Origin of the sequence: Paenibacillus polymyxa (genome assembly GCF_015710975.1) — a bacterium.
GTDB lineage: Bacteria > Bacillota > Bacilli > Paenibacillales > Paenibacillaceae > Paenibacillus > Paenibacillus polymyxa.
Genome location: NZ_CP049783.1, coordinates 1,140,726 through 1,162,437, shown reverse-complemented (window position 1 = coordinate 1,162,437; position 21,712 = coordinate 1,140,726). Strand labels below are relative to the sequence as shown.

The 21,712-nt window shown below is 45.6% G+C and carries 15 protein-coding genes; 8 read left to right on the top strand and 7 right to left on the bottom strand.

The genetic code is table 11. The features are described 5' to 3' along the window. Nucleotides 1-22: 22 nt before the first annotated feature. Together G7035_RS05260 and G7035_RS05255 are read left to right on the top strand one after the other, a co-directional pair. The gene (locus G7035_RS05260; protein ID WP_019686073.1) at nt 23-1,219 is read left to right on the top strand and encodes an MFS transporter; all 1,197 of its coding nucleotides are present in this window, start codon (nt 23-25) and stop codon (nt 1,217-1,219) included. Between the two features lie 13 nt (nt 1,220-1,232). Then, a complete protein-coding gene (locus G7035_RS05255; protein ID WP_019686074.1) occupies nt 1,233-1,802 on the top strand; it encodes a sugar O-acetyltransferase in 570 nt (189 codons plus the stop codon). 121 nt (nt 1,803-1,923) lie between these two features. Here the strand turns inward: G7035_RS05255 and G7035_RS05250 are convergent, their stop codons facing one another. After that, nucleotides 1,924-2,478 carry a helix-turn-helix domain-containing protein gene (locus tag G7035_RS05250; RefSeq protein WP_019686075.1) on the bottom strand — a complete coding sequence of 185 codons (555 nt, stop codon included), beginning with the start codon at nt 2,476-2,478 and terminating at the stop codon, nt 1,924-1,926. Nucleotides 2,479-2,590: 112 nt separating this feature from the next. Between G7035_RS05250 and G7035_RS05245 the strand changes: the two genes are divergently transcribed. The 4 genes from G7035_RS05245 (at nt 2,591) to treR (ending at nt 8,072) form a co-directional block, all read left to right on the top strand. After that, entirely contained in the window at nt 2,591-3,172 is a 582-nt protein-coding gene (locus G7035_RS05245; RefSeq protein WP_016818396.1) for a LysE family transporter, read from the top strand. A 277-nt stretch (nt 3,173-3,449) separates the two neighbouring features. Beyond that, nucleotides 3,450-5,177: an alpha,alpha-phosphotrehalase gene (gene treC, locus G7035_RS05240; protein WP_019686076.1), complete on the top strand. Its 1,728-nt coding sequence runs from the start codon at nt 3,450-3,452 to the stop codon at nt 5,175-5,177. Between the two features lie 105 nt (nt 5,178-5,282). Further along, nucleotides 5,283-7,247, top strand: coding sequence for a PTS system trehalose-specific EIIBC component (treP, locus tag G7035_RS05235; RefSeq protein WP_019686077.1), 1,965 nt, complete (start codon nt 5,283-5,285; stop codon nt 7,245-7,247). A gap of 75 nt (nt 7,248-7,322) precedes the next feature. Continuing rightward, complete coding sequence (gene treR / locus G7035_RS05230) at nt 7,323-8,072, top strand: trehalose operon repressor (RefSeq protein WP_019686078.1); 750 nt, start codon at nt 7,323-7,325, stop codon at nt 8,070-8,072. A 121-nt stretch (nt 8,073-8,193) separates the two neighbouring features. Here treR and G7035_RS05225 read toward each other — a convergent pair whose 3' ends face one another. From G7035_RS05225 to G7035_RS05215, 3 genes are read right to left on the bottom strand one after another with little or no spacing between them, the layout of a single operon-like run. Next, complete coding sequence (locus G7035_RS05225; RefSeq protein ID WP_017428680.1) at nt 8,194-9,393, bottom strand: Ger(x)C family spore germination protein; 1,200 nt, start codon at nt 9,391-9,393, stop codon at nt 8,194-8,196. Next, nucleotides 9,386-10,489: a GerAB/ArcD/ProY family transporter gene (locus G7035_RS05220; protein ID WP_019686079.1), complete on the bottom strand. Its 1,104-nt coding sequence runs from the start codon at nt 10,487-10,489 to the stop codon at nt 9,386-9,388. The genes G7035_RS05225 and G7035_RS05220 overlap by 8 nt, the downstream gene beginning before the upstream one ends. Before the next feature lie 26 nt (nt 10,490-10,515). Then, complete coding sequence (locus tag G7035_RS05215; RefSeq protein ID WP_019686080.1) at nt 10,516-12,171, bottom strand: spore germination protein; 1,656 nt, start codon at nt 12,169-12,171, stop codon at nt 10,516-10,518. 318 nt (nt 12,172-12,489) lie between these two features. Between G7035_RS05215 and nirB the strand changes: the two genes are divergently transcribed. Next, nucleotides 12,490-14,919 carry a nitrite reductase large subunit NirB gene (gene nirB, locus G7035_RS05210; protein WP_016818403.1) on the top strand — a complete coding sequence of 810 codons (2,430 nt, stop codon included), beginning with the start codon at nt 12,490-12,492 and terminating at the stop codon, nt 14,917-14,919. 39 nt (nt 14,920-14,958) lie between these two features. Then, on the top strand, nt 14,959-15,288 hold the full coding sequence (gene nirD, locus G7035_RS05205; RefSeq protein WP_017428677.1) for a nitrite reductase small subunit NirD: 330 nt from the start codon (nt 14,959-14,961) through the stop codon (nt 15,286-15,288). Nucleotides 15,289-15,356: 68 nt separating this feature from the next. Here the strand turns inward: nirD and G7035_RS05200 are convergent, their stop codons facing one another. The 3 genes from G7035_RS05200 to G7035_RS05190 form a co-directional block, all read right to left on the bottom strand. Further along, nucleotides 15,357-17,057, bottom strand: a complete 1,701-nt coding sequence (locus tag G7035_RS05200) for an exosporium glycoprotein BclB-related protein (protein WP_019686081.1) — start codon at nt 17,055-17,057, stop codon at nt 15,357-15,359. Between the two features lie 211 nt (nt 17,058-17,268). Beyond that, complete coding sequence (locus G7035_RS05195; protein WP_019686082.1) at nt 17,269-21,159, bottom strand: immunoglobulin-like domain-containing protein; 3,891 nt, start codon at nt 21,157-21,159, stop codon at nt 17,269-17,271. A 49-nt stretch (nt 21,160-21,208) separates the two neighbouring features. Next, nucleotides 21,209-21,550: a phage tail protein gene (locus tag G7035_RS05190; protein ID WP_016819423.1), complete on the bottom strand. Its 342-nt coding sequence runs from the start codon at nt 21,548-21,550 to the stop codon at nt 21,209-21,211. Nucleotides 21,551-21,712 lie beyond the last annotated feature (162 nt).

Genomic DNA, 21,712 nt, shown 5'->3' with positions numbered 1-21,712 from the left:
ATTGATGACAGGAGAACCCTCCATGAATCCTAGGATAGTTCGTAATATTTTATTTTTGTTATTCGCTCTACCGGGTGTAGCTTTTGCTTCCTGGGTGTCCCGCACGCCTGTCATACGGGATATTTTGCATGTCTCGACTGCCGAAATGGGTATTATTATTTTTGGATTAGCCGCGGGTTCCTTATTGGGATTACTTAGTGCGGGCAATGTTATTTCTCGTATAGGTGGACGGTCGGTCATTCTGGGAAGTGCGCTTTTGATTGTGATTGGTTTTGTCATTGTAGGGTTGGGAACTGCATTTTCGCTCACGAGCATCGTGTTTGTTGGTTTGGTCATCTTTGGTGGTGGCTATGGCACAGCAGAAGTAGCTCTTAACGTCGAAGGTTCTGCGGTAGAAAATCAGTTGAATAAAACGCTCTTGCCCGCCTTTCACGGTTCGTTTAGTTTGGGGACCCTTGTAGGGGCTGTCATCGGTTCTGGAGCAGCTGCACTACACATACCTGTTGTGATTCATTTTGGAGCTATGGCTGCCATGATTGCCACGGTAACTTTGTATTTGTATCGTTATTTGCCCCACGATACAGGTAAAGAAAAGGTTACTTCTACGCACAAGGTTGGATCTAATATCAAGGTTCAGCTTGCTGTCTGGAAAGAAAGGCGAATCCTACTGATTGGTATCATCGTGCTCGGGATGGCGTTTGCAGAAGGGGCCGCGAATGACTGGCTGCCGCTAACGATGGTAGATGGTTATGGCGTGGACTCCTTAACAGGCTCCTATATGTATGGGCTATTTGTGGCAGCGATGACCATTGGACGTTTCACGGGTGGATTTATACTGGATAAATACGGCCGCGTCCCTGTGTTGAAAGGAAGTGCTGTCCTGGCTGCTGTGGGTATTACTCTAGTGATCTGGGGGCAGCATGATCTCTTAGCTGGATTGGGTATCTTGCTGTGGGGGCTTGGAGCTTCACTTGGTTTTCCTGTAGGCTTGTCTGCTGCCGGAGATAATCCTTGTGGTGCAGCTGTCCGGGTAGGAGCCGTAGCCACAATAGGTTATATTGCCTTTTTAGTGGGACCTCCGGGATTAGGGCTTTTAGGTGAACATGTGGGTCTCCTGCATGCTTTAATTGTAGTGCTCATTGGCGTTATTGTTGCTGGTTTGATATCGGGTGCTGCCCGGCCCGTGGGGACGAATGAAAAGAATGAGATTAAAATATAAAGGAGATTGTCGCATGTCTATGAAAACGGAAAAACAAAAGATGCTGGATGGGGAACTGTATGTAGCAGCTGATCCTCAATTAACGAGTGAAAGAGAGTATGCGAGAAGATGTGTACGTCTCTTTAATCAGACGACTGAGGCGGATAGTGAGTACCGTGAAAAGTTACTTAAGGAGCTTTTCGGTTCCACAGGTGAAAATATAAGCATGGAACCCAACATACGCTGTGACTACGGATACAACATCCATGTTGGGCAAAATTTCTATGCCAACTTTGACTGTACCATTTTGGATGTATGTGAGGTGCGTATTGGAGATAATTGTTTTCTGGCTCCGGGAGTCCATATTTACACAGCGACTCACCCCATTGATCCATTTGAACGAATTGCTGGTCCAGAGTATGGAAAGCCTGTAACAATTGGCAATAATGTATGGATTGGCGGCAGGGCAGTTATTAATCCCGGTGTTACGATAGGTAATAACGTCGTAGTGGCATCAGGAGCAGTCGTAACCAAAGATGTTCCAGATCATATGATTGTAGCTGGGAATCCGGCACGAATAATCAAGCAAGTTGAAATCTCCTAAACAACAAACAGGTTAATCATTTATGATTTGTACCAAAGATCCTATTAAAAGAGCCACTTATTTTAATAGGATCTTTTATATTTAAGGACTTTTACATATATGCTCTTCAAGAATTGAACTATTATACAGAGTAATAAATGATCATATTCATCCTTACCAGGGTTTCTCCTAAATTATAGTATATGTGCGGACGGTCTGCTTTAAAGCGTATCGAATCTCCGGCTTTCACCGTGTACGTTTCTTCGCTGACTTTTACCACCATTTCACCCTCAAATACGGTAATAAATTCTTCAGTACCCTCACGGTGTGGGGCAGAACTCAGTTCCCCACCTGGTTCAATCTCTACGGTATAGATCTCAAAATTTCTATTTCCTTCATAGGGGAAAAACGGATACAAGCGATAGTGATTGCTTTCTTCAAGCACTTGTACTTTGCTTTTAGGAACGACTATGGCATCGGCAGGCGGTTCGCTAATCAGAGCAGTGAATGATATTTTCAGACCGTTCGCAATTTTCCATACCGTTGTAATCGAAGGATTAGATTCTCCGCGTTCAATCTGGCCGAGCATCGTTTTACTGATCCCCGTCAGGTCAGCTAATTTATCTAAACTCAATTTTCTTTCATTTCTTAGATGCTTTAGATTTTTACTTAAAATCAAATTAATATTCTCCATCATTTTTCCGCTCCCTATTGTGCTATATAAAGAACATGATGTACAATCATGAAGTACAAATGTGCGTTTCAACGTACATTTTATTCAATTATAACACACTGGAGTTGATTGTTGCATGCCGTTTATTCCATTTTTATCTTATGTACTGGTTACTAGCTTTACGCCAGGCCCCAACAATATTATGTCATTGGACAGTGCCAGGCGGTTAGGTTTGAAGAGAGCTTTTCCATTCTTACTGGGAATAACAGCAGGCTGTTTCGCTATTATGCTGTTAGCCTGCTATTTTAATCTAGCTTTATATCATTTCTTGCCTCGGGTTAAAATCTGGATGAATGTTCTTGGTAGTCTGTACATGCTTTACCTGGCAGTAAAAATAGCAAAGAGCAAATCTACTTCGGAGGATAATGACCACAATGAAGGATATTCCTTCAAATCGGGACTGCTGCTGCAATTTATCAATTTAAAAATCATTTTGTATGGTATTACGGTCATTTCAACGTTTGTAATGCCGTATGATGTGTCATATATGACAATGATAACGATCTCGTTAATCCTGACCTGTATTGGTTTTGTAGCTGTCATGTGCTGGGCGATTTTCGGCGCCATGTTTCAACGCTTTTTGAATAAGTATGAGCGCTCCTTCAATATCATAATGGCCTTATTGCTCCTTTATAGCGCACTATCTATATGGATTTAAATAAATACCGTATTCACGATTTAAAAGATGGGTTCCTGACTTATAAGCAGGAGCCTTTTTCGTGTGAAATAGAGTTTATTGAAAGAGTCATGAAATACAATCGGACAGAATGGATGGGTTTCCTGGTCATTTAGCTGTAAAACGGGTATTACCTTAATACATAAAGTATATTGACAACTTGTATATACATGATTTAATCTTGTATATACAAGAAGTTGAAAGCGTTATATTAAATTCTTTTACGCTACTTCATTTCGTAAGAAAGGAATGAGCATGAATGGAAGCAATGAACAAGGCTTTAATTCCTCAAGATCAAGACTGGTGGCGCAAATCGGTCGTCTATCAGGTTTATCCCAAAAGCTTTAACGATACGACGGGCAAAGGAACCGGTGATATAAGAGGTCTGACACAAAAGCTGGATTATCTGCAAGGACTGGGTGTTGATATTATCTGGTTGCAGCCTGTATATGTCTCGCCACAGCGCGATAACGGGTATGATGTAGCCGATTATTGCCGGATTAATCCTGATTATGGAACAATGCAGGATTTTGAAGAATTGAGCCAGGAAATTCGGGCGCGTGGGATGCACTTGATGATCGACATCGTGGTTAACCATTCTTCCACAGAACATGTCTGGTTTCAGCAGGCGCGGCTTTCTAAGGATAATGAGTACAGGGATTATTATATCTGGCGTGACCCAGCACCCGATGGAGGACCTCCGAACAACTGGATTTCCAAGTTTGGTGGACCAGCTTGGCAGTATGACGAGGCGACAAACCAATACTTCTTGACACTGTTTGATAAGACGCAGGCGGATTTAAACTGGGAAAATCCCAAAGTTCGCCAAGAAGTTGTTAATGTGCTGGAGTTTTGGGCTGAGAAGGGAGTTAGTGGCTTCCGACTTGATGTCATTAATTTGATCTCCAAGGATCGGCAATTCTCGGACGATGATGGAAGCACGGCTCCTGGGGACGGGCGTAAGTATTATACGGATGGTCCGCATGTGCATGAATACCTTCATGAATTACATGAGAAAGTATTCTCAACATATAACAGCGTCACTGTAGGGGAGATGTCCTCCACCTCACTGGATCATTGTATCCGTTATTCCAATCCAGACAGAAAAGAATTATCTATGACCTTTAATTTTCATCATTTGAAGGTGGATTATCCTAATGGGCAAAAGTGGGAACTCATGCCTTATGATTTTGAAATGCTGAAAAGGCTATTTTCGGATTGGCAGATTGGCATGCAACAGGGTGGCGGCTGGAGTGCATTGTTTTTTAACAATCATGATCAGCCAAGAGCGATCTCTCGCTTTTTGGATGATGGTGAATACCATGTGGAAAGCGCCAAGCTACTGGCCACCACGCTACATGGACTTCAGGGAACACCTTATATATTTCAAGGTGAAGAGATTGGAATGCCCAATCCGCAGTGGTCAGATATTGAAGAATTCCGTGATGTTGAATCGCTGAATATGTATCGTATCTTGCAGGAGCAAGGCAAAAGCGCAGAGGAAGCGTTGGATATCATTCGAGAGCGGTCCCGTGATAATTCGAGGACACCGATGCAGTGGGATAACACCCGCAATGCAGGTTTCACTACAGGCACGCCTTGGATTAAGGTAGATGAACGATATCCACATATCAACGTTCAGTCCCAGTTAGAGGACCCGGACTCGATCTACAATCATTATCGTAAGCTGATTCATCTGCGTAAGACGGTACAGGTCATCACCGATGGCGATTATCAACGCTTGGATGAAGCCCATCCTCAGGTCTATGCCTATCAACGCAGCAATGAACAGGAGACTTTGGTCGTCATCTCTAATTTTAGCGGGCAGGATGTACAATTCCGTATACCGGATTCATTTTATTCATCATTAGATAATCAAGCAGGGGTTGCGGCTGAGCTTTTAATCGGTAATACCCAGCACGCTCCGCATCTAAATCAGGTGGTCTCTTTGACTCCGTATGCTTCCTATATGTGGATTGTTCGTTAACCTTAGTGAATAGTATGGAAACATCTAGTAGTACCCCGGTAGTACATTTATTTATAAGCCGGGGTGCTGCTTTAAAAATGAGCAAACTTCGAGGGAGTGGACTAGATGGCGATTGAAAGAGCACAGGTGGAAGACATTATAAAAGCCGTTGGTGGTAAAGACAACATAGAGGCCTCTACGCATTGCGTAACTCGTCTGCGATTTGCCCTGTATGATGATAAGCTGGTCGATAAAGAAGCACTCGAACAAAATGATCTGGTCAAAGGTCAATTTTCTTCACAAGGACAGTATCAGGTCGTGATTGGTCCAGGTCTGGTGGATAAGGTATATGACGAAATGATCTCCATTACAGGAGGCAGTCGGGCTTCTAAGGACGATGTTAAAAACGCCGCTAGTAAAAAACAAAACCCGATTCAGCGTGCCATCAAGACGCTGGCAGATATCTTTATTCCGATTTTGCCCGCGATCGTGACTGCAGGTTTATTACTTGGGATCAATAATATTTTGACAGGAAATGGAGTCTTTTTCGAAGGAATGTCTCTGGTTCAGGTCTACCCTCAATGGACCGACTTTGCAGCAATCATTAATACCATTGCCAGCACTGCTTTTACATTTCTACCTGCCTTGATTGGATGGTCGGCTGTTGTCCGGTTTGGCGGTAGTCCTTTACTCGGGATTGTACTAGGCTTGATTCTGGTTCATCCGGATCTGCTAAGTGCATACAGTTATGCGGATGCCGTTACCAAAGGAACCGTTCCGGTGTGGGATTTGTTTGGCTGGCACGTGAACAAGATTGGTTATCAGGGACAGGTTCTACCCGTTTTGGTATCCGCTTACGTGCTCGCACAAATTGAGAAATTCCTCAATAAGAAGATAGCGGATTCATTTAAGCTGTTGCTCGTAGCTCCGATTACATTGTTAATTACAGGATTTCTTGCATTTACAGTGATCGGTCCGGTTACTTTTATGATTGGTAATGCGATTACGACTGGTCTTGTATACGTTTTCGATTTGGCTCCTGCGCTGGGTGGCTTGATTTATGGAGGCTTTTACTCCTTGCTGGTCATTACGGGAATGCACCATACTTTCCTGGCGGTGGACGTGCAATTAATTGGTACGCAGGGTGGCACGTTCCTATGGCCGATGCTGGCACTGTCCAATATCGCTCAGGGGGCCGGAGCACTGGCCATGATGCTGGTATTGAAGGAGCAAAAGGGAAAGGGATTGGCTCTTACCTCTTCTGTGTCTGCTTTTCTGGGTGTGACCGAACCTGCCATATTCGGGGTGAATATCCGGTATAAATATCCGTTTGTATTTGGAATGATCGGTTCCGGTATCGCAGGTATACTGCTCACCGTAAATCATGTGTTGGCTTCTTCCATTGGTGTAGGAGGGATTCCAGGCTTCTTATCCATTTTCCCAAACAACTGGGGCGTATTCTTCATCGGGATGGCGATCGTATTGATTGTGCCGTTTGCTTTAACCTTTATGTATGGGAAGCTGCTCAATAAGCGTCGTCAGACTCCAGCTACAGCAGCTAATGACTCCATACGGAAAAATTTGGACCAACAAAATTCTGCACTGGATGTGCTTGAAGTAAAGACTCCGGTACTAGGACATGTTGTGCCATTAGAACAGGTTCCTGATCCGGCTTTTGCCGAACGGCAGATGGGGCAAGGAATTGCAGTGGAACCGAAGGATGGTCGGATTCTTGCCCCTTTCAGTGGAAAAGTCATTCACATCATGGTGAAAAGCAAGCATGCCTTGATTTTGGAGCATCCGACAGGTGTACAGATACTGGTACATGTAGGAATCAACACGGTGTCATTGAAGGGAGAAGGATTCACCATGCATGTGGAGACAGGTCAAACCGTGGAGCAGGGCCAGCTACTGATGGAATTTGACCGTGAGCTGATTCAGAAATCGGGATATCCCATCATTACACCGGTTATTGTCCCCGATGGGCAGAATATGATTGAATCAGTTGAGGAATTGCCGGGTGAGGCGAATGATTTGCAATATGTCTTAATGAGAATTCATTTGAATTCTTCATCAAACAAAACGGATTAAGTCAGATTCATCCTGCTAGCCTATTTTAGTAACCTGGTCAGTGAAAGAATGCTACAATAAACGTGGTGATGAAAATTGACTAAGAATATATTTTTGCAAATTTATCAAGAGTACTCGGGACGAATCCAGACAGGCGAATTGGCTCCTGGTTCGAAAATGCCCTCTGAAAATGAATTGGCCCGGGAGTATGACACTTCTCGTGAGACCGTGCGTAAGGCACTTCACTTGCTTGCACAAAATGGGTATATCCATAAAATAAAGGCTAAAGGATCTTTTGTTCTGGATATAGGACGGATGGATTTTCCCATAGGGGGATTGGTCAGTTTCAAAGAAATGTCTGAGCGTATTGGGCGTAAATCACAAACGATTGTTCATGAAAATCAGTTGATTCCCGTTCCAGATGACATAGCTACTCATCTTGAGATTGACAAAGACAAGTATTTGGTCTGGAAAGTCATTCGTGCACGTGAAATAGAAGGTGAATGTGTCATACTGGATAAAGACTACTTTCGATCAGACATTGTCCCCGTGCTTACCGAGGAAATTAGTCGTGAATCTATCTACGAGTACCTGGAAGGGGAGCTCCATCTTCCAATCAGTTATGCTAAAAAGATCGTTTCTGTAGAAGATGCAGATGAAGAAGACCGTAAGCTGATGGACCTCCAAAACTATACTCATGTGGTTGTAGTCCGTAACTATGTTTATTTGGAAGACACCACATTGTTCCAGTATACCGAATCAAGGCATCGGCTGGATAAATTTCAATTCGTCGATTTTGCCAGACGTTCTCATGGTGAAGAGAGAAAATCTGAGTTTTTAAGCTGACCCATTAGAGTTGACCCAAGAACGAGTGATTAAATTGGAATAGTTCAATGTGGTGGAAAGCCCCTCTTCTAAAGAAGAGGGGTTCTTTTTTGAATCCAGGACAAATTTGAGTAGATGTTGACTATTCGGCTGAGGAACCTAAATCCGTAATGGTTAGCTTAACATCGAAGGTTACAGGGATTTTACTGAATTTATAATCCCAATCATCTTTTACTTTTTTCCACACCTGTGGTTCTTCAATTTTCAAGTGATCACCAAAACCAGCAACATCGACTTTATATTCGGATTGTAATTTGTGCATAAGAGATTTAACCCTTCTAGTCACTTGTTTTTCAAACTCTAGCTCAGCTTCTTTCATGTTTCGCGTCTCAGTTGGGTCTACCTTCTCATCCCAGTTTTCGATTAAACGTCCTTTGGATTCAATTTTTACGTGAAAAGAGATGTCATCGTCATCGGCCACTTTAGTTGTTATTTTGCTCTTTACCGATTTGATTTCATAAGTTATGGCTTCATTTCGCTTGTCATACGTTTTGACAGCTCCGCCCTCAACATCACCCTTAATCCATCCAATACTTTCCACGTCTTGTTGTCCCAAAGTACCGATCCAGTGGCCAGTTTCTCCTTTAATAATACCAGCCCCTGAAAATTCTAATTCACCCTCAGACTCAATAATGTTTTGCAGTATGTAGCTTTTTTTGGAGTGCATTAACCCATCCAATTCAGACAGATTGACTCCCTTCATTACCTTGCTGGTTCTGAAATGGTTACGAAGCATGTTCAGAATATGAATGGATGGGATTTCGCCCGTATATTTGGTAACTAAGGTTTTGGCTGCTCGTTCCTTACTTAAGAAAACCATACAACTCGGACGAATATCATTATCACGTAGCACAAAATCCATCAATTGCTGCATCGTCTGTTGTTTTGCCAGTTCGGTGGAAACCACGATGACTTTTAGGTGGTGACCAATAACGGGACGATCCAAACGAAGAGAGAGCTGTCGGAAGATTTCAAGCAAAGAATCTCCAGTACTAGCTATATTTACATAGTTTAGTTCTTGTCCACCGCCGCTGCCTTGTTGGTTTGTGCTTCCAGATGATTTCTTGGGGACGATTTGTACGCTGGCCGTAATTTTGTTTTTCTTGAAATAACGGCTGCCTTTCTTCTCCAAATCCTGTTCCAATGGACTGAGCTCTCCCTGATCGAGAGCCAATCCTGTATATATGCTAAGCTCCTCCACTTCCTTGCTACTCCAACAGCCGACTTGAGTCACCAGAAGAATGAAGGCAAGCAGTAAGGATAGGGTAGATTGTCTACACATTTTGCTTCAACCCCTTCTTCCTGATCATGAACACGATGGAGAGAAATACAGGGATCAGAAAAAATAATACGATTCCCATGTATCCGATCTCATCGCCAAGACTAAACACTTCAGTCATACGAACAGGAGTCATCGTGGAAATAAAGATAAGCGGGATTAAACCGAAAATCGCATAACGATATTTAAGACCAAACACCTCTGAGACACCTAAGGAAGCATTGAAGAAAAAACTGCAGAAATTACAAAACATTTGCATCACCCAGATTACCAGCAGTGGAAACTCCAGACGTTCAAAAAGAAATCCGGGGATCTCAAAACTGCGCATCAAATTAATGGTAGGCCAAGTACTTGTCACAGTAGAATCTACTGATAGCCCGCCGATTACCATAACTACAGTCAAAAAATACAAAACTAAAGGGATACTGATGCCCACTACCATGGCCTTAAATGCTTTTTCGGGGTGCTGCAAAAAAGCGACCAGTGTCATGACAACTTCACATCCAGAGAAGACAAGAATAGTTGATTTTAGCCCCTTGATGACGGGGAATATTCCGTCACTCAATACGGGGCGAAGGTGATCAATTTCGAAGATTCTTAAGCTAAAGAGAAAACAGAAAAGCAGAAAGAAGAGACTGATTGGAAGTACAATTTGGTACAGCCGCGCGATGGGATTAATGCCTCCAAAAACCAAATAACTCCCTACCCAGATGAATGGAATCACAATCGCCCAAACGGGGGTTCCTTCAAGTAGGAAAAACATGGTCACTTCAGCTAAAACCCGAATCTCAAAGCCAGCTATGATTATAAAGTATAGGATCAGTAGCACGCTTAAAATTCCACCCGGAATTGTGCCCACGATTCTTCTGGAGTATTGATACACGGTTTTTCCGGGAAACTGCTGACTTAATTTCACCATAATCCAGACGACGAATATGACAATACCTCCACCGATGAGGACAGAAAGCCATGCATCAGGAGTCTGTACCTGTTCAGTTACACCTCTCGGCAGTGTCAAGATCCCTGCGCCCAATACGGTATTGGTCAGGAATACAGCCCCCTGCTTCGTTGTGATCTTATCATCAGAGCGTTTAAACACAGTAGCTCCTCCTTCGTTATTGGGCATCATGATCTGCGTTTGCGTTGCTGCGTTTTCATCATGACAGGTCTTCGTTTCATCAGAGATATAGGAGCCCGGATGTATAAATCCTTCCAATCGCTTGGTCGCATAGGGGAAAAGGGAGTTACATACGGCACGCCAAAGCTTTTCAACTTCGTTAGATGGATACAAATTAACAGAAAGAACAATATGGTCCCAAACATGCCGAGGATTGCTGCAAAGAGCATTCCGACAAAACGCAAAAGACGCAAGGTAATGCCCGCACTGTATGTCGGTATCGAAAACGATGAAATGGCAGTAACCGCAACCACAATCACTAGGAATGGACTAACGATGCCCGCATTTACAGCTGCGTCGCCGATGACCAAGCCTCCCACAATGCCCATCGCAGGGCCAATGGGTTTGGGCAGGCGAATGCCGGCCTCTCGTAGAATTTCGATAGAGATTTCCAAAATCATGACCTCTATAACGGATGGGAATGGGACGCCTTCACGGGTTTCGATAATGCTAATGACCAGCTTGGTCGGAATTAAACCGGGATGAAACGATATAAAAGAAATGTACAGAGCAGGCCCCATAAGCGCTATAAAAGCCCCGCTAAATCGTAGCAGACGTAATAGTGTCCCGGGAATCCATCGCTCATAATAATCCTCGGGAGATTGAAGCAGCATACTGAAGGTCACCGGGACAATAAGTGCAAAGGGGGTACCATCCAGTAAGATCGCAATTCTTCCTTCCAACAAAGCATTAATGACACGATCGGGACGCTCTGTGTTATGAGCCTGTTGGAATGGACTTAAATAATTGTCTTCGATAAGTTGTTCCACATACCCAGATTCAGGTAAAAAATCCATGTCTATTTTTGATATTCTGCGGCTTATTTCTTCAAGCAGATCCGGATTCACAATATCCTTTATATACGCGATAACCAGATCCTTTTTGATTCTGCTTCCCACTTGGAATTTCTTCATTTCCAGACTTTTATTTAAGCCTTGGCGTCGAAGCATCGAAGTGTTTTCACTCAATACTTCCGTAAAACCGATTCTGGGACCCCGAAGCAATGCTTCAGAAGTTGGCTCATTGACGGAGCGAATAGTGCCATTAGGAGGGCCCACCAGTAGCGCTTCCTTCATTCCTTCAATTAATAGGGCGGTATGACCTAAAAGGATGAACTCGTACAGTTCCTCCATACGGGTAACTTCACTAATTTGCGTAAGTGGCATCAGGCTTTCTTTTATAAAAGAGTTACTTAACCCTTCCGGTTGTTCCTGTTGATCCTGACCCTGCTGGCCCTCAAACATCAAGACCTCTAATACCTGCTCGCTCATAAGCTTTTCATCCTGCATACCATCTATGAAGACTAACATGGACCGAGCATGAAATTTCTTCACCATAAACTCACGAAAATGCACATCACTATTTTCGCCTATAGCTTCACGAATTGCCTGTAAGTCGGAATCATAATTTCCTGTAATTTTAGAGCTCGGTTCATGCTGCTGATCCATGGGACCTTCGTTATGTTTGGATTTGGCTCCTTTACTGCCGACAAACGAATAAATCGAGGTGTTAATATAATAAATTCCTAAAGGAATAATCAACGCGAGACCGGCTTGAAAGAGTGTACTCCAGCTAGGAAAATAAGAAATGATTTTAGACCACATGATGATTACCTCCAAGCAATTCAATTCATTCTCCCTTAAGATACAAGTTGTTCATAAAGTATTCCTTATAACGGTTGTATTTACGCATGAATTGGAAAGATTCATTCGATGACGCTGCTATGATTTCCGGTCCTTACCTTAATCCCTTGAAATAGAATAGGGAAATCCCTAAATATTCATAATTTTAACTACATTGTGATTGAAATCACATATAGACCTATCTGCTGTATTAAAATAGAAGCATAAACAGAATTTCATAGGAACGTTGGAGATGTCGTCGGATAGGGAGTATCGTCGAATGAATGGAGGAACCGGTATATGATAAACAGTAAAAAGAAGCTTGTGGTTATAGGGAACGGGATGGCTGGTATCAATACGGTCGAACAAATTTTAAAATTAACAGATAAATATGAAATTACAGTCCTGGGAAGTGAGCCGCATCCGAACTATAACAGGATCATGCTCTCTTATGTGTTGGAAGGTAGTAAAACAATAGATGATATTATACTGAACGATTTGCAATGGTATGCGGATCAAGGAATTACTTTATATACAGGAAAAATGGTTAAAAGCATCGACGGTGAGCACAAGAAGATTCGCACCGAAGACGGACTGGAAATTGACTACGACGTGGCTTTGGTAGCTACCGGCTCACAATCGTTTATTCTGCCTATTCCGGGTAAAGAATTACCAGGCGTTATTGGTTTCCGGGATATCGCCGATTGCTCGGCCATGCTGGAAGCGGCAAAGACCTATAAAAAGGCGGCTGTCATTGGCGGAGGTCTATTGGGGCTGGAGGCAGCTAAAGGCTTGGTCAACCTAGGAATGGATGTTACGGTCGTTCACTTAATGGAAGATTTGATGGAACGTCAGCTGGACCGGGAAGCGTCTGCGATGTTGAAAGCAGAACTGGAACGCCAGGGAATCAAGTTTGCTATGCAAATGCAAACTGCGGAGGTGTACGGTCAAGATCGGGTACAAGGATTGCGCTTCTCGGATGGAAGTGAGCTGGAAGCGGATTTGGTCGTAATGGCCGTCGGAATCAAGCCTAATATCCAGGTAGCTGTGGAAAGTGGTATGGAAACGAACCGTGGGATTGTGGTCGATGATTTGATGAAAACATCCTTGCCGGATGTATATGCCGTAGGGGAATGTGTTGAACACCGTGGGGTCTGCTACGGTCTGGTAGCTCCGCTGTTTGAACAGGGAAGTGTAATTGCCAAACATTTGGCAGGCGCGGATACTGAAGGTTATGCAGGATCGGTAGTTTCCACCAAGCTCAAAATTTCAGGGGTGGATGTTTTCTCAGCTGGTGAATTCATAACCCAGCCTGAACATACGGTGATTGTAGCAAAGGATGAGTGGAAGCGCACATACAAAAAAGTGCTGCTTCGTGATAATAAAATTGTGGGGACTGTACTGTTCGGCGATGTGAGCGAATCTGCTAGTCTTCAAAAATATGTGCGTCAGCAAACGCCAATGACAGATGAAATATATGGACAGCTCATGGGTACTGGATGCAGCAATCACGGGGCGAAAACATCATCCGCTGAAACGATGGCCGATGACGAAATTGTGTGTGGCTGTAACGGTGTAACTAAAAAGGCGATTGTGGATGCAATTAATGAAAATGGACTAACCACAGTCGATGAAATTAAGGCATGCACCGGAGCTACGCGTTCCTGTGGTGGATGTAAGCCAGTTGTTGAGCAAATTTTGCAATATGTTCTTGGAGACAGCTTCAAGACGTCAGCCAAGCAAGGAATCTGTGGTTGCACAACATTGAGCCGAGATGAGATTGTGGAAGCAATCAAAACCAAAGGGCTGACAACTACGCGTGAAGTGATGAATGTACTGGGTTGGCATAATGATGAAGGATGCTCCAAATGCCGTCCGGCGCTGAATTATTATTTAGGGATGATTAACCCAGATACCTATGAAAATGAGGGAGATTCCCGCTTTGTAAATGAGCGATTGCATGCGAACATTCAAAAAGACGGAACGTTTACAGTGGTGCCAAGAATGTACGGCGGTGTAACGACTCCAGAGGATCTGAAGAAAATAGCTGATGTTTCTCTTAAATACAACGTTAAAGTCGTTAAAGTAACTGGGGGACAGCGGCTGGATTTGATTGGTGTCCGTAAAGAAGATCTGCCTAAAGTGTGGGAAGAACTCGATATGCCTTCAGGATATGCCTACGCGAAATCACTTCGTACGGTTAAAACCTGTGTTGGATCGCAATTTTGCCGTTTTGGTACACAGGATTCGATGGGAATGGGAGAAGTGCTGGAACGGAAATTTGAACGACTGGATTTCCCAGCAAAATTCAAATTAGCAGTTAATGGCTGTCCACGCAACTGTGCGGAATCATGTACAAAAGATATCGGAATCGTAGGCAATGACGGGGGCTGGGAGATCTTTATCGGTGGAAACGGCGGTATTAAAGCACGGTTGGCTGATTCACTCTGTAAAGTAAAAACGGACGCTGAACTGATTGATATTGTAGGAGCCGTGATGCAGTTCTATCGGGAAACAGGGCAATATCTGGAACGTACTTCGGAGTGGGTGGAACGGATCGGTCTGGAAGAGATTCAGAAGGTTGTCGTTCACGATACCGCTAATCGACAAGCTTTAGTAGAACGTATTGAATTTGCACTACAACAGGTCGAAGACCCGTGGAAAAAGATCATCAATGATGAGGATACACGTAAAAATCTATTTGAAGTTGTCACTCCATCTATTGTGTAATTGTATCTAAAATGCCTGAGGAAGGGAGCAATCAAGCAAATGATCAAGAATGCCGAATGGCTTGTCGTCGGTCACAGTAAGGATTTTCCGACTAGAATAGGACGTACCATCCACATTAAAGGGACTGAAATTGCTGTTTTCCGCACTTCGGAGAATGAGCTTTATGCTGTTGAAAATACCAACCCTCATCCCAAAGGAGGTCCTCTTACAGAGGCGATAGTATCGGGACATTATATTTATGATCCTTTGTATGACTGGAAAATTGATTTGCGGACGGGCACCGTTCAAGAGCCCGATCACGGGCAAATTAAAACGTTCGCCGTCTGTGAAGAGGGAGAAGAAGTGAAAATATCGCTCGAAACGGTTTAATTTATTTGAAGGAATGAAAATAAAAAGGGCTCGACAGGAATAATCCTGTGGGCCCTTTTCGTTTTGGATTAGGTAATGGTAACGCCTGCACTTGCGTAGCCCACCACGGTATTAACGAGAGAAATTCCTGTAGCTGTGGCAGAGAAAACCATAAGCAGACGGGTTTGTGCGGTTACGGGTATTGCCAACCCAGTAGCAATACCACTAGAAGTCGTTCCTAATGCAACGATGTCAGTTAGCGGGGGGGTCAATGTAACGGTAGCTCCGGGAACGGCTATAAAGGTGTTATTAGGTGTCGGGGAACTAAACAACTGGGCAGTAATGCTAACGGATGATCCCAAGAGGGTTAGAGCAGCAGTTGTACTGAAATATCCGGCAATGGATGTGATTACACCACCCCGTGGAACGGAGAAAGCAAAGTTAATGACTGATCCTACAAGCGTACCTGTGAGATCAATGATACCGCCTACGAGACTAATGCCTGTTGCTGAGCTTCCAAAGCCGATTAAACTTGTGGTTCCAACCAGTCCGCCGGCAATGGTTGTCAAAATTGCTGGTCCACCCGAAGCAAATGGGATGATTGCCCCCGAACCAGTGGCTCCAGTAACGCCTGTAACCCCTGTGGCTCCGGTAGCTCCGCCAACACCTGTTGCGCCCGTGGCTCCGGCGAGTCCTGCCGTGCCCACCGCGCCCGGCAGGCCATCGGCCCCGGTCGGTCCAGTGGGTCCAGCGGGTCCGACCGCGCCAACTGCGCCCGGCAGCCCATCGGCGCCAGTCGGTCCCGTAGCTCCAGCAGGACCGACCGCGCCCACCGCGCCCGGCAGCCCATCGGCGCCAGTCGGTCCCGTGGCTCCAGCAGGCCCGACCGCACCCACCGCGCCCGGCAGCCCATCGGCCCCGGTCGGTCCAGTGGGTCCAGCGGGTCCGACCGCGCCCACCGCGCCCGGCAGGCCATCAGCGCCGGTAGGTCCCGTGGCTCCAGCAGGACCGACCGCGCCAACTGCACCCGGCAGCCCATCGGCGCCAGTCGGTCCCGTAGGGCCTGTTACACCTCCGGGAGGTCCAGCAGGCCCTTCAGGTCCGGCGGCCCCGATGGGCCCTGCGGCTCCGACAGGCCCGGCAGGTCCAGCGGCACCTACAGGTCCAGCAGCTCCCGGAGGCCCAGCAGGTCCAGCAGGTCCTTCAGCTCCGACAGGCCCAGCGGCACCTACAGGTCCTGGAGACCCGGGAGGTCCTGGAGGGCCCGGCACACCTGCTGGACCAGGCGCACCACCAGGCCCCACAGGTCCCGGAGGCCCTTGTGGGCCGGGCTCCCCTGACAAATACGGTTCACTTAGTGCGTTGCTAACCGTCGTTCCCGCAGTTCTGATTGCACGGATTAAACTATCTTTAAGAGTTGGACTGAGGGATTCCTGTAGAACGATGGACAATAGGGCATCCAACAGTTGCTGTAATGTAGTACCTACGCTGATCGGAGAGAAAGGCGTGGCTTCTAACGCTACTATAGCAAGCTCCAACGCCGCCAGTAAATCTGCCCTAGCCCCGCCTCTAAGTCTTAAACTTTTCGCCAGAGACAGTAATTGTCTTAAAATCTGTTGCAATAAAGATACATTAGCCGCAGAAGGGTTTGCGAATACAAGTGGGATGATCGAGGTCAATTCATTAATAAGCTTGAGAAGCGTTTCGATACTTCTAATATCTCTTGATGGTTTGCAGTCCTCATCTTTTTTTGAAGCACCACTGAACCTGAACGGTCTTTTATGTTTCATGCTCAAGTATCTCCTCCTCATTCTGCCTACTGTAGAGGTGACAGATGGTTAATCGCCCCGTTTTACAGATATTCATAATATATTTATTGAAGTGAAAAGGGTGAATACACAAGCAAAGCTTAATAAAATATTGATAACAAAAGCGCGGTTCCCAAATGCCTGGGACCGCGCTTTAGTGTGTAGTCTATTAGATTATATGTCTTCGGCAGATTTATTTGAAAATTCGTACCAGCAGTTCAGCCATCTCGCCTCTGCTAATGGCGGCTTTCGGTTTGAGCGTTCCATCAGGATACCCGCTAATCCAACCCGAGCCTATGGCTTTCTCGAATGCTGTGGAAGCCCAGGAAGCAATCTGCTGATCATCCTTATAGGATTGCAGTCCAGTAGGGCTGGAAACGGATGTCTGATTCTGCATCGCGTGTGACAGGATCACCATCGCCTGTTCACGGGTAAGGCTCTCATTAGGTCCGAACGTCTGAGCAGTTAGCCCTTGAATCCATCCCTGACGGTAAGCGGCATCCACGGCCGATCCAGCCCAGTGCCCCTTCATATCTGTAAATGAGGTAGACAGGCTCTCGTCTCCAGTAGTTCCTAAAGCCCTGATCAATGTGGCTACAAATTCTGCACGGCTCACCGCACGCTCAGGGCGCATGTTGCCGTCTTTATAGCCCTGCATCCAGCCTTTGGCTGCAAGAGATTGTAAGGACTTCGCTGCCCAGTGACCTTGTAGGTCCGGCCATACCTGAGCTGGTTCTTGTGAATCTGACGAATGGAGTGGGTCATTTTGTACACGGGTCTGATCTACCTGAGACGCGTTCGTAGAGATGGCAGCGGCAAAGGTACCTAATCGAGACGTATTCAGACTCACACCCGACAAAATCCCTTGTGAATTCACCACAGCAGTACCTTTTAGAATCTCACGTTCACCATTTTCATACATCACAAGAATGGAGAATTGAGGTTCAACATTTTGCAATTCACTTGAGGATACGCTATCCAGCGGCAGAACGATGGACGAATTCCCTGTCACGTTAGCTTTAATTTCTACAGCCGGTCCTATCAGCTTCAGGTTGGGTTGCTGCTCGGCCCAATCGCGAAATTGCTGATCTGCCTGCTGGAATGACATGGTGACGTCCTGCTGACCTGAGGCGGCCATGCTGGTTAGTGTGTCACTGGATACCATCAGCGTCCCATATTGGGATATCACTGAAGCTCCGAGCTGATCCCATTTATTTAGTACAGAATGAGTGAGGAGAACACGACTCATTTGCTTTTCCTGCTCCAAACGAATGTCAGCGTATGCCTTGCCTTCACGAAGTGCTTGTTGGATCTGTTCATCCAGGAATGCCGCAGGAGGAACAAAGAGGGAGACTGTTTTCCCTTGCTCTAAAAATCCTATCTGTTGTATGCCAGCAGACAGATCCTGATCCTCATTTTTATCTTTATTAGACTTGCCTGTGTCAACACTTACTTTGGCAGGGACGATGACTTCTATGGCCTGCGTCAAAGCATGAGAACCATCACTTACCTTCATGACATTCAGCATGACAGTGACAACGGAAGGGGTGTCTGCTTGAACAATAGTTCCGTCTGTACGCACAATGTCTGGCTGACTACTGCTGCTGATGGTCACACGGAAGCCATTAGGTACGGCAGGCAACCTAAGCAGTGTATCACTTGTTGTAGGGGCAGGTATGCTTGTGATGGAATCCGCGACACGCTGCGCGGTTAATCCTTGCGGATACACTAGCCCTGAGGGAGCGCCCTTCATGCCATTTACGTTCTGCAGCACATAGAAGCTGGCTCCTTCGGGTACAGGTGTAAATGTATATTTTCCCTCACTCGAAGCGATTCCTTCCGCTATAAGCTCCTGCTGGGCATTATACAGCTCAAGCCGTGCGCTCGGTAAAGCGCCTGTGACGATTACAGAGGCGATATCCTCGTCGCCTGCTGCGGCTACAACAGCACGGGGCAAGACGTTTATACGGCGTTCTGCCGGTTCTGCGGTCCAACTTCCATTGTCGCTATAAGCATAGTTCAATACGTATACACCAGGTACATTCGTATCGACATTGCCGATCCCTGAAAGATCGGGGACCAGGATATTGCCGTATACACTGTCCAATACACTGGCTCCCGGATCCGTGAAGCTGTCGCCGGTTTCCAAAACAATTGGATTATTGCCGTTCAGTCGTACATAAGGTGTATTCGGCAATGCTTTCAGCACGGTGATCGTGAATGTTCTTTGGACAGAAGCTATGCCTTTAGAAATCATAGCAATTAACTGTACATTCATATCACCGTCTGTATATTTAGGCCGATTTACCTGACCACTATCACTGAGGATATCCGGTTGATCCGAGGACCAGTCGATCTGGGTATCAAATGCCCCTGTACGAGGCAGGGCGATGGAATCCTTAATCCCTTGCGGGTAATCCAGATTCAGTGTATTTGCCGCCAAATTCACTGCTTCATCAGCGCTTACGGGCAATGCAGGTACGAGCAGACTGAAGGTTTTTCGAAGCTCAACCCCACCTCTTGACACAACCGCCTCCAGCGTGATGGTCTGATCGCCCTGTACATAGGTTGGGAATGTTACATGTCCAGTATGATCCAGGAACTCAGGTTGACTCGACGACCATGACACCTGAACACCATTCAGCGCATCCTTTGCCAAATATACGTCTCCGGTTACTGTCGTTAGCGGTAGTTCCAGTGCTCTGTATGCTGCGTCCACGGCTTCAGTGTCGCTCATCGGCAGACGGAGTACGTGTGCAGTAAAATCCTTTGTTTTCGTTAAGCCTGCAAGTTGCAGGGTAGCCGTTAGGGTAACGTCCGTATCTCCACTACTATAGGAAGGTCTGGTAAGTGTTCCATCTGCTGCAATGACAAGAGGTTTAGACGAGGACCATTCAATCTGCACTCCACCATAACCGGAGAGAGGGAGAGATACATTTTCTTGTACCGCAGACAAATCGCCAAGCGATAGAGTATCTGCTGCTTGATTCAATGTATCTTGAGCAGTCATCTTCGAAACGGTAACTTCGAAAGTTTGGGTATCCGAGGCGGTTCCTTTCGCAATCGTTGCTGTCAGTTTTACTTTTTGGTCACCCAAATCGTATCGCGGACGTATTACAGCGCCTTCGTTCGTAATGACGTCAGGGGTATCCGAACTCCAGCTCACCGTCGTATCATTTAACCCAGTGAGTGGCAGTGTCAGCTTTTGGGATACCGAATCCACTGTATCTCCAGGAGAGAAGCCTAAAGTAAGGGCGGCTTTTGCCTGTGCAACTCTCTCGGCATCGGTAAGTATGGTCACTTTGACCTCTGAAGGAGTGCTCTCCCCTTTAGCATTCACGGCCTGAACCGTGTAAACTGCTTCACCTGGCGGCAATGCTGAAGTGTCTATGAATTGGGTTAAGCTGCCTGTATAGAGCGTTACGCTATCTCGCATGACTTTGTATGAGGCTGCATAAGGAACGGCATCCCAGCTTAACTCCACGGTATTTCCATTTTTAGTACCTGTAAAATGACCCGGAGCTTGTGGAACGGGTAATTGCTCCCCATAAGCAGCGAATTCCATGATGGAAGCCCATTGATTGTTTCTGGCATTTCCTTGATCAATATATAATCGCAAATATCTTGCGGTTACAGGAGTAATGCTCTTTTGAAAATTAGAACTCACATTATTCTGCACAGTATCCACAGTCGCCCAATTAATTCCGTTGCTGCTCGTCTGCAGTCGGAAACTATACGGGTCACGCTGATCTTGCCACCCATTAAAGACACCCATACCTGTAACAACGTATCGATCCACGATATACCAGTCTCTCAAATCTACCTGAATCCACTTTTCACCGTCACTCGCTTGATACCAGCGGCTTGTCGGTTCAATTGACCCGTCGACAGCTCTGCTGGGGTCATAGGGCTGGCTATAGCCACTTGATGTGGCTGGTTTGTTAAACACTACATTTTCCCAGCCGGCAGCATTGGTTTCATTCGTCCCTATGAGCAAAGCCGCACCGCTGATAAATGGCAGCAGTGGAATCAGCACACGGTAGGGTTTTAACTTGTTGCGTGTGAAGTTATTTCCTTCGAGCACGCTATCACCTCTTCTTTATTAAATAGCACACCACTTGAGCGTGTTCATATTATGGGCGGGACGGGTAATCCCCTTCGATTGCGATGTAGTAGTTTACATTCGGCAACGGGGAAGCTCCACGCAAGTCAGGCAATGCAAATGTACGCACTCCATCACCGCCAAAATTAGTGCCCAGCAGACTGTATAATGCTGAATACTGAGCAATGGGCAACAGCTGGCCTTCGCATTTTAGCCAGCCCTTAGGAGCGAACGTGTATGGGTACATCGTAATTTCCCCCATATAAGGCTCATAACCTGCGTGTGCCTGTTTGGGGCTAATCGCTGTTCCTCCTAACAAAATGACCGCCAACAGACTCAATACGGCGGCTTTCTTCCAAAAATGATTCTTCATACCTACAACTCCTTTAGATTCGAATAATGGACCACGAATTCAACAAATTTGTGACATTAGTCATAGAATGAATAGATATTATCATGGATTTCCATTTTTGCAATACAGCTCATCTATCAAATTCACCTTTTTATTCCTTTTATGAGCAAAGAAATTTGTTCC